The sequence below is a fragment of the Breznakia pachnodae genome (assembly GCF_030814225.1).
GTDB classification, from domain to species: domain Bacteria; phylum Bacillota_I; class Bacilli_A; order Erysipelotrichales; family Erysipelotrichaceae; genus Breznakia; species Breznakia pachnodae.
Genome location: NZ_JAUSUR010000003.1, coordinates 432,951 through 445,068, shown reverse-complemented (window position 1 = coordinate 445,068; position 12,118 = coordinate 432,951). Strand labels below are relative to the sequence as shown.

General features: G+C 34.9%; 3 protein-coding genes. All 3 read right to left on the bottom strand.

The window, feature by feature from the left end; all coding sequences use genetic code 11:
- Position 1: 1 nt before the first annotated feature.
- Positions 2 to 2,104, bottom strand: coding sequence for a ribonuclease R (gene rnr, locus J2S15_RS10535; protein ID WP_307408067.1), 2,103 nt, complete (start codon positions 2,102 to 2,104; stop codon positions 2 to 4).
- A 100-nt stretch (positions 2,105 to 2,204) separates the two neighbouring features.
- Positions 2,205 to 2,429 (bottom strand): preprotein translocase subunit SecG, encoded by a 225-nt coding sequence (secG, locus tag J2S15_RS10530; protein WP_307408065.1) that lies wholly within the window; start codon positions 2,427 to 2,429, stop codon positions 2,205 to 2,207.
- A gap of 374 nt (positions 2,430 to 2,803) precedes the next feature.
- Entirely contained in the window at positions 2,804 to 12,109 is a 9,306-nt protein-coding gene (locus J2S15_RS10525; RefSeq protein WP_307408064.1) for a beta strand repeat-containing protein, read from the bottom strand.
- Between the last annotated feature and the right edge of the window lie 9 nt (positions 12,110 to 12,118).

The following is a 12,118-nucleotide window of genomic DNA, read 5'->3' as shown; positions in this document are numbered from 1 at the left end:
GTTATTCCTTTCCGTTAACGATTTCAAAATCTATCTGTTTTCTAAACTTTGATGCATCAACAACCTTCACAACAACTTTCTGTCCCATCTTATAAATATGTGCAGTATTTTCACCAACAAGCGCTTTCGCCTGCTCGTCATAGTGATAATAATCATTCTTTAAACTGGTAACATGCACTAAACCTTCAATTGTATTCTCTAATTCTATAAACATTCCAAATCGAGTAACTGAGGACACTACACCATTGAACTTATGTCCGATATAATCTTCCATGTATTCACATTTTTTCATATCATCCACATCACGTTCTGCTTCAATTGCATTGCGCTCCTGTTTTGATGTATGTTCTCCAGCTTCTTCAATAAACTCTTCATCTTTATGTATTTCTTCCAAATCCGTTACATTATTGAAATAATACTTACGTAACATCCGATGTACAATCAAGTCTGGATAACGACGAATTGGTGATGTGAAGTGTGTATACTCTTCCAGTCCCAATCCAAAGTGTCCTAGACAATTTCGATCATAGCGTGCTTTCTGCATACTACGTAACATATACGTAGATAATACGTCAAACGAATCCGCACCTTTTGCCTTGCTCAGTAATTCCTGTAACTGCTTAGGATATACGTGTTGTACATCTGCTTTCAGTGGAAACCCTAGAGCACTTGATAGAGAAGCAAATTCTCTCATCTTCTTAGGATCTGGTGTTTCATGGATACGATAGATACTTGGTGACTGCAGATGTTTGGTATGACTTGCCACACATTCATTCGCTGCAATCATAAAGTCTTCAATCATTCGCTCCGCTTCTTTACGTTCACGTAAAACGATATCTTTTACTTTACCTTTACTATTAACAATAATCTTGCTTTCTTTCTTATCAAAATCAATTTCACCAAGTTTTTCTTTTCGCTTACGTAAAATCTTTGATAACGTTAATCCATCTTCAACCATCTCAAGTATTTCTTTAAACTTCTTACGTGTTTTAATATCACCTTCAATGATTCGATTCACATCGGTATAGGTCATCCTTCTTCTTGTTTTAATAAAAGATGGCACAATCTTATAGTCAACAACTTCACCAACTAGGTTGATTTCCATCACACAAGATAAGGTCAATCGTTCCACATTTTCATTCAGACTACAAATACCATTCGAAAGAATATGTGGAAGCATTGGTACCACTCTGTCTACTACATAGACACTCGTACTACGTTTATAAGCTTCTTTATCAATTGCTGTTCCTGGTCTTACATAGTGAGACACATCAGCAATATGAACTCCAAGCTCATAATTTCTTCCCTTCTTCTTGATACTGATTGCATCATCTAAATCCTTAGAATCTGCACCATCAATTGTAATCGTTAATTCCTGTGTAAAATCTACACGTCCAACTTTTTCCGCTTCAGAGATAGTTTCACTAACTGCATTGGCTTCGTTCAATACAACCTTAGGAAATGCTGGTTCAATATCATGTTCTAACAGAATACTTAAAATGTCAATTCCCGGATCGTATTTATGTCCAAGAATCTGTAATATCTTACATTCTAATGTCTTTCCAAACTTTTCAATATATAACTGAACTTTGGTATCATTCACCAATTTAAAATCTTTTAAGTTTATAATTTTAAACTTCTGATCCGGCATTGGTGTATCTGGTAAAAACCAAGTACGATTGTTACGTTTCTTGATTACCCCAATTACAGTATGTTTGGAATGTGATATTACCTTAATAATCTCACACTCAGCACTACCATCAGGGTTGTGAATAATTCTCGCTAATACTTCATCACCATCCATTAGTTTGGCAATTTCATAACGATTGGCATATACACTTAGTTCACCATTTTCAACAAACCCAAATCCTTTTGGGTTCTTTCTTAATTCACCTACAAAATATCCTAATTTCTCTAAAGGGAAATACTGATTCTTTTCATTTTGAATAATAATGTATTCATTCTCTAGTTGATTAAGTGATTTCATAAGTGCGGTTAATTCTTTACTTGTTTCTATAGAAAAAGCTTGTTTAAATCCATCCACATCCAAACCACGATATTTCGTTGAATGAATCATGTCCATTATTAGATTCATATAATCCATATACTTTTCCCCCTTTCTTTTTTTCTCATACTTATTTATTATCAATTCGTTTACTTTATCCTAAATATTTCTTACTTTTTAATTTGATAAAAAAAAGACCTTATAGGCCTCTTCTTATCAATATTACTAATATAAAGAAAACAATACCTAACGCTAAAGTAATTCTTGCTATTATTTTCTCTGGTCCTCTCTCTTTTACGTTGGCAAATAAATTCAAACCTTCACCACCAGTAAAAGCACCACTGATTCCATCCGATTTACCACCTTGTAATAACGAAAGGATGATAATAGCAACTGCAACAGTCATTAATAAAACATCTAACATATCAACATCCTCCTTTCATTGCCATATTATTATACCACAAGTCAACCAAAATACAATATTAATCATAAAAATCGCATCGCTCATGATACTACCATAAACTTGTATCTTTTGTAAGGTGATAACAGACTCTATCACTTCAAATAAGCCACTCTAAGAAACTTTTTAAATTTCTTCAAGAATTTCATCATAAACCTTTCAAATCACACCTAACACGTTGCTAAGCTCTTTTGACTAAAAAGACAAAAAACAGGCTGTACAACCTGTTTTTAGTCCAATATCCCTCATAGAAAGATTTTTTGAAGGGCGGGTATCTTCCATATGTAAGACACATTGAGTAGCCAAAAGGTTCGTTTTTTCGACTAACCTTTTCCCTTTTACGACTCTTTTGCCCCTTTATTTTTACGTCTAAACACCAAATAACTCAGTGATACAAATGCGAATCCAAGATATAAATTCATATTTGTCATATCACCTGTATCTACTCCATTACCAGTAGTTTGAGTATTTGTACCATTTGTAGTTGGTGCAGTTGATGGTTTACCAGTTGTTTCTTCCTCTGGTATTACTGTTACTTTAATTGTAACTTGGTTCTTCACAACTTTTCCATCCACTTCTACTTGGGTATAGAATGTAAGATCATATACTCCACCAGTTTTTGGTGTTTTTTGAATTACTTCAAGTTCTTCCACATTTACACTAACTTCTGTAGGAGTCCCTGCTTTCACTAACCACGCTTCCACATTTGATAGTACCGTTGCTTGTGTATCATCCAATGTATTTGCCTGTGTGTATTTGATTGTGAAATCATCAGCATGAATTGCCAGCTCATCACCATCTGGAGTAGCAACCACTGGAGGTGTTGTAGTACCCTCTACTACTACCTTCACTGTTTTCTCTAAAGTTACTTCTACATCCTTCCCATCCTTTTTCACAGTATCTGTGACATAGAATGTAAGATTATAGATTCCACCTTCTTTTGGTGCTTTGTTGATAACTTCCAATTCTTTAGCATCCACTGTAATCTTAGATGTAATGTCGCTATAACCAATTAGGTTACCACTTGCATCATATACATATTTGAACGCTGAAGCATTTCCATTCTCTTGAAGAATTGCAGTTGCAGCATCTAATGATACAGCATCTTTATTCTTTATCGTGAATCCATTTGCTCCTAATACAAGAACATCTTCTTCAATCATATGTTTTGGTTTCACAAATACTTTCACGGTAATTGAAGCTTTATTAGTACCATCTTCAATTGTATAAGTTAAGTCGTAAATTCCACCTTGTGTTGGCGCAGAGTTAATTGCTTTTAGTTCTGTTTGATCTACTGTAATTTCTTTTGTAGCTAGCTTGATATCTGTAATAACTCCATCGTCATCATATTCTACTTTATATGCAAGTGCAGTTCCTTTTGTCTTAGAATCTGCATCAGTTAAAGTTGCTGCGACATCATACTCTAATGTAAATCCATTTGCATAGATTGTTACACTTTCACTGCTATCACTTACACTACCCAAAGGTTTTACTAACACTTTGACGGTTTTATTAACGGTGATTCCACCATCTTTCACTGTAAATTTCAATTCATAAATTCCACCAGTTACTGGTGCAGATTGAATCGCTTTAAGGTCATCAGTATTTATTGTAACTTTATCGCTTAAATCAGTACGTCCTGTTACTTCGCCATCTGTGTAATCCACTCTATATGCAAGTGCATTTCCATTTGCTGAAGATATTGCTTTTTCAGTATTTAATAAAGACGCTTCACTGTTTTCAAGAACAAACCCTTGTGCTCTTAATACAACATTTGTATCTTTATCAATTTCACTATCTTTAGGATTAACTAAAACGGTTACTTCAATTTCTGCTGTATCAATACCATTTGTAGTTGAGTATTTAAGCTTAAACTCTCCACCATCAATACTTGTTGCATTGATTTCAGCCAACTGTACTTTATCAACAGTTACACTAATTGTTTGTATATCTATAATCTTTCCAGTTATATCCACAATTACTTCATAACCAATTGCTTTACCATCTTTAATTGATTGTTCTTGGGTTAGTGCTAGTGCTTCTTCATATGAAAGGACATATCCAGATGCATCGATTGCTACACGTCCTATAGGATCACCTTTTGCAGGCAACACTAATACGTTGACTGTCGTAGAAACACTTACACCTTGGTCCTCTGCTGTATAAGTTAACAGATAGACTCCTCCTGCTTTTGGAGCATTTTGAATCGCTTTTAATTCTTTTTGGTCAACACTTATATTCGTTACCTGTGAATTTGCTTTTACTAACCATGCTTCTGCACTTGCAGTAGTAATTGCTTTTGTATCAGTTAATGAACTTGCATCTACATTTTCAATGACAAATCCATTCGCCGTAATTGCAAGAATATCATCACCTGGGGTTGGAGTTGGTTCTGGTGTATTAATCCCTTTTACCACTACTTTTACAGTCGTAGAAATCACTACTCCCTGGTCTTCAGCCGTATAAGTTAAATCATAGATTCCTCCTGCAGAACCAACACTATTGATTGTAGCTAACTGTGTTGCATCAACTGTAATATTCGTAATTGCTGTTCCAGTCTTTACTAGATATGCTTTTGCACTTCCATTTGTAATTGCTGTTCCATCTGTTAATGACACCGCATCACTATTTTCAAGAATATATCCTTGCGCTGTAATTGCCAACTTATCACCATCTGGGGTTGGGACTGGTTCTGGAGTTGTTGTTCCTTTCACCACTACCTTAACTGTCGAAGTGATATCAATCCCTTGATCTTTTGCAGTATATGCTAAATCATAAATTCCACCTGATTTTGGTGCATTTTGAATTTTTGTAAGATCTGATGCTTTTGCTGTTATATCCGTAATTGCTGTTTTTGCAGTTACTAACCACGCTTCAACCTGACCTTTTGTTTTTGATGAAGCATTATCTAGTCCTGATGCTTCACTATTTTCTAGAATAAATCCTTTTGCACTAATTGCTAATTTATCACCATCTGGTGTTGGTTTAGGATCCGGTGTAGTTGTTCCTTTTACTACTACTTTCACGGTTGTTGTAATTGAAACCCCTTGATTCTTTGCAGTATACGTAAGATCGTAAATTCCACCTTCTTTACCTGCTGCATTAATTGCTGCTAGTTGTGCTGTGTCTACACTAAGGTCACTAACGTTTGTACCTGCATTCACTAACCATGCGCTTGCTGTTCCATTCGTAATTGATACTGTTGCATCCAATCCAGATGCTGCAGCGTTTTCAATTGTAAATCCTTTTGCTGTGATTGCCAGTTCATCACCATCTGGCGTTGGGACTGGTTCTGGGGTTGTCACTCCTCTTACCACTACTTTTATTGTTGTTGTAATTGTGACTCCTTGATCCTCAGCTGTATAAGTTAAATCATAGATTCCACCAGCTACTCCTACGTTATGAATTGCTGTTAATTGAGTTGCATCCACTTTAAGGTTTGTAATTGGTTTTCCAGACTTCACTAACCACGCACTAGCAATTCCATTATTTATTGCAGAAGAATCCGTTAGAATTTTTGCTTCTACATTTGTAATCGTAAATCCTTGTGCACTAATAGCTAACTCATCGCCATCTGGTGTTGGTTTTGGTTCTGGAGTTGTTGTCCCTTTCACAACCACTTTCACGGTTGTCGAAATTTCTTTCCCCTGCTCTTTCGCAGTGAAGGTTAAATCGTAAATTCCACCTGATGCAGGTGCTGCTTTGATTGCATCCATATCACTAGTTTTTACGGTAATATCAGTTATATTAGTCCCTGCTTTTACTAAAACTGATTTTACATTTGAATTTGTCTTCGCTGTTGTATCACTTAATGATGATGCATCTGCATTTTCAATTGTAAATCCTTCTGCCGTTATTGCCAATTCATCACCATCTGGTGTTGGGATTGGTTCCGGTGTGTTGATTCCTTCTACCACTACTTTTATTGTTGTTGTAATTGTTTTCCCTTGATCCCTCGCAGTATACGTTAAATCATAGATTCCTCCACCTTCTGGTGCTGCTTGAATCACTGCTAACTGTGTTCCATCCACTGTAATATCAGTAATTGGTTTACCAGATTTTACTAATGTAGATAATGCGTTTCCTTTTGTAATCGCTGCTACACTTGTAAGTTTTGCAGCATCTACATTCTTAATTCTGAATCCCTCTGCTGTAATTGCCAACTTATCGCCATCTGGTGTTGGGATTGGATCAGGAGTACTAGTCCCTCTCACAATAACCATTACTGTTGTTGAGTTTGTTACTCCTTGATCTTTTGCAGTAAATGTTAGTTCATAGAATCCACCTTGTTCAGGTGCAGCTTTGATTGCATCTAACTGCGCAGTATCTACTGTAATATCAGTTATATTAGTTTTTGCATTTATTAAGTATGCTACAACATTTGAATTTGTCTTTGCATCTGTTGTGCTCAAAGATGAAGCATCTGCATTTTCAATGATAAATCCATTTGCTGTTATTGCCAGTTTATCGCCATCTGGTGTTGGTTTTGGTTCTGGTGTAACAATTCCTTTAACAATAACTTTTACGGTTGTAGAAATAGTTATACCTTGATCTTCTGCTGTATAAGTTAAGTCAAAGATTCCTCCACCTTCATTTACACTTTTTATAGCTGCTAGTTGTGTTGAATCCACTGTAATATTGCTAATTTCATTTCCTGCCTTCACAAGAACTGCTGTTGCATTACCTTTTGTAATTACTGAAACATCATTTTGTAATGCTGCTTCACTATTTTCAAGAACAAATGATGTTGCGCTAATCGCTAATTCATCTCCATCTGGTGTTGGCTCTGGTTCTGGTGTTGTTGTACCTTCCACTACCACTTTTACCGTTATTGATACCGTTTTATCATCTTTTTCAATAGTAAATGTAAGATCATAGATACCACCACTAATAGGAGCATCCTGAATTTCTCTTAACTGTGATGCTTTAATTGTTACATCACTTGTGATATTTGTATATCCAGTAACATTATCACTTTCATCTACTGTCTTTTGATATGCCACTACTCCTGCATGAGTACTGCTTTTCACAATCGTTTCAGTTAAGTCTTTTGCATCTGCATTCTTAACCGTAAACCCTTGTGCATCAATTGTTAGCTTATCATATTGTTTTGCATTATCAGATAAGATTAATACATCAACTGTTTTACTTCCCGTTTTTCCATTTGTATCCGTCGCTGTATATGTTACCTCATATTCGCCTGTTACACTAAAGTCAGTACTAGGTCCACTAATTTCTATTTTGATTTTATTCGCTCCACCTTTTGTAGTAGCTGGCCCATTAATTGTATGCACTAATGGTGTTGAGCCTACAGTTGCTTGTGCTTCTTTCCAAGTTGCGCTTGGATCTGCCAACACTGAACTCATAATCGTTGTATCACTTATGAAGTATTCTTGGTGTGTTGCAGTTACTGTTGGTGCTTCATGTACTTTTACAATTCGAACCTTTGTACTAGAAGAACCTGTTGTTATATCTTTAACTTTATAAGTTACTTCATAAGTTCCAGCTGTTGTATATTCATTTCCTGCTATTGGGATACTATGGTTTACCTCAGTATTTCCAAGCACTCCTGTAATTAGGGTAATCGAACTACCACTTTCATTTGTAGCAGTTACACCATCTAATAAATTGACACTATCTCCTACATATTTTGTAAGATTAGATGCATCAATGATTGGTCCATAACTTACCACTGCTTTTGCCAGCAAACTAGACCCATTTGCTACAGAAGGAATTGCGGTATCTTTAAGGTCTGAATTTGAAATTACATCACCAATTTTAGTTTTAACGTTACTTCCATCTACGCTATATAATTGCCATCCAACAAATGACATACCTTCTGGCAATACTACATTTGGTGTTATTGAAAATGTTTCTTGTGGGAATGCATTATTTATTAGTGTACCATTATGCTCAATTTGCGTTCCTGATATTACTATTTTCGCTTTTCCACTAAGTGTTAAGTCATTCATTACTCGCTCTTCAAATTCGTAATTAGTATCAATTTTAGAAACTAATCCAATTCCTACATTTGTATATGTTTCAGTATCTCCTGCTTTTACTATCATACCTGTATACTTACCTTCGGTATGCGTAGCATTTGCAGTTACATTACTTCCTATTACACTTGATGTACTTGCTGTTGTTTTAGAGAAATGGTAATTTCCACTATCACTATTAATTGCACTAATGGTATAGTCTCCCTCTTTCAATTGCTCAATTGAGTAGGTACCATCACTATTAATCGTTAATGGTGTAGTTGATATCTTTCCATCTTTTTCAGTAAGATTTATTGTTAAATCACTACCTGTATAGATTGCATCAATCCCTATATCATATTTTCCATTTGCGTTGTTATCATAGAATACCAATCCACTAATTTCACCAATTGATGGGCTGGCTGCCAACACTGAACCCACTACCCATGATGGTGTTGTAGAGCCTTGGGCAATTGCACTTGAGTATGTTCTCCAGTAATTAATTTCATCTACTGGTGAGTCTGCGGCTACTTCAAGTTCAAAAGTAAACGAACCTGTAGCTCCTGATGTGATTGGGTTATTTGCTACAAACTTAACAAATACAACTTTATCTAAATTACTTGATACTTGTGCATATGTTTTCCATCCACTTGCTGGTTCAAATGCTTCCCAATCAGCCGTTCCATCATTTGCCGTTGTATTTTCTGATCCATCAGTTGCATAATATGTTGTAAATCCTGGAATTGATATTTCTCCAGTAAGATTTGCGCTCCAAGTAAATGGTGCCGAATCCGGATTATTAATCGGATCGCTTAATGCTTTATTATTAAAGTATTTACCATAATCTTTCCCTTCTTTAGGAATCGGGAAATAAATACTTGCAGTTCCAAATGTATTAGGTGCATTATTGAAATAAGAAATTTCTATTTCTGCTTTTTTACTTCTAGATAATCCAGCAATTGAACTATCGCTACCATCATAAGTAGAAAAGCTATTTCCAGAGTCTTTCACACGAATACCTGAAGATACTTGAAGTTCTGGTAATTTTACCACTGTAATTGTTCGTGTTGTATCTGGTGCCATTAAATTATTCCCAGTTGATGTTAATCCAAAATCATCAGTTCGAATATAATTTTGGTGACCATCATAACCAACAAAATTTCCTTTTCCCTCTACCATCACAATATCCCTCAAAGGAATTGCAGCTGTACCCTGGTTATTAACTGATACTTTTAAGTTGAAATCTACAGTAAGATTAATATTATCATTATATCCTGCTGAATCACCTTTTGTTTGAACTCCTACCATCACACTAAATTCATCAGTGAATGAATATTTATAAACAGTAGCTCCATCATTAGTATCTACGTACTTACTGACTAACGTCGCCTCGTCTGTTACATCTGTATTATTCCACGTTAGTTTCAGACTAGTTTCATCCAGCGAGAACCCCTCTGGTACTCTTATATATACATTTGGATCTTGAAGAAAATCATCAGTAACTTGTTTTGAACGATTATATGTATTTATATATGTTGTAAATTTTGTTTGTACAGAAATTGAATCACCAGGATAATATGCTCCTTTTAATGTATTCGTTGTTACTGGACCTCCATTAATTATTCGATCTGGTGTCGTGGTAATATTTGATGTAGCAGTTACACCATCAATTGTAAGAGTATGGCTTCCTCCACTACCATTTTGAATACTTCCATACGCACAATATCCAAATGTTTTCATAGCCCACGCCACGTTATTGTTTGCTTGTGCAGTATAGGAATCAATTACACCTTCAACCTTTGTGATATAGTCATCGTTATCTAACCCTAATTTATCTGCGTCTATAATTGCACCTTCACCAGTAGTTGAATTTATACTCTTCATATCTGCTAAAGATATTCCACTTGGACTCTTTGTCGTATATATTTTCACATCTGAAATCTTAGTTCCAGTAGGTAATGCTAATCTTACAATTCGAATTCCCAGACTGCTGTCAAATGTCCACTCCAAATCTATATCCTCTTTATTTACATAAGATGGATTTGTAACCGAGTAATTACCTAAAAATTGATAGCCATCTTCATAACCATTAAGTTTATAATCATATACTTTTTGATCATATCCTACAATCGTTAATGGAACATCTTTATCAATTAGATTAGTTACAAACGAACTATTTGTAATATAGTAGTTTTCATTACCATATACTTTTGTAGCCATCGTTGAAGTAAAAGTTGCAGTTGGATTTTTTATTCCATCTGTCCCATATACATCTCCGTCCAATTTAAACAATGGTTGAACAACATCATAAATTGGTCCACTTGCCACAAAGTTTGTATAGGTAACTGTAAGTGTTCTAGATACTGGATCATCAACATATGTCATATTTGCTGCTTTTGAAAATGTAGTGTCTTCTGGCATACCAACAAACTGTGCACCTTCAGGATAATTGTAAGTTATTACAAGTTCATCAACCATCATATTAAATGTATTTACGGTATTACCATAATGAATCTGTTTTCCATAAGGTTTAAAATTTGGAGAAAGTCCATCATCATCAATATAGATATTCTCCTGTCTTCCATCTGTATGTAAATACATTGATTCAATCGTTTTTTTAACATTTGCATTTGTTGTTTCTTCTAACACTTGGCTGCCTGATGTCTGTGTAACTTTTAAATCCTCTAATACTTTTCCATTAGACGTTCCTTCACTTACTGTTCCTTGTGCATCAGAATACTCTTCTCTTGTATCAGAATAATCATATAGTTTTTTATCAATACCTAACTGCAATGTTAATACAACAGTATCTGCATCTGAATTAAATGTATATTTAATTTTTCCACTTTTATTAGCTTCAGTATAATCAACATTACTAGTAGTTTTATATCCATCCACTTTTTCACTACCAAAAGCACCACCATTTTGTGATGTAAGTACACTAGTTTCCATTGCCTGTTGTACTTCTTCAGTAGTTGTTAAAATTGATTCTCCATTTTGTGAAGTTGTTCCAGATTTAGCTGAGTAACCAATTATCTGATATCCATCAGGTATATCAATATCAATTTCTCTAACTTTATCATTTCCTTTTCCAGAAAAAACTGCTGTAATAACAACTTTTTCTGTACCATAGAAATTCCAGTCAACTTGTGATGCATCTGACCAATCAACATTAGCAGCCCCATCTTTTTCAAATTCAACCGTTAGACTATCCCCACTTGGATTTGTTACTGTTTTCGGTTGTTTTGACTCTACTTTATCAGTAGTTTTCATTTCTTCTTTCTGTTCATCTACTCCTATTTGAGTAACTTCTACCTCTTTGTTGTAGATTAACTCTTCCACTTCTTCAGAAGTAGTATCTATATAGCTAACTACAAATGTATATAAACCATTCTCCTTAACCATATAGGATGGATCATTTACAACATCCATAACTGAACCATCTGGATTTTGAATACTTTGGATTGTATATTTTTCATCTATATTACTTACATCCAAAGTAATCGTTGCTTGTGTACTCTCTTCATTCATTGTTATTGTTTCATTTATATCGAATTCTTCACTAGCTAATAAATCCATTGAATTTATTAGGGTTCCGATACTCGCTAACGAAATAAATAACGCTAAACTAAGTTTCCACAACTTTGTTAGTTTTACTCTTTTCATTTTGCCCTC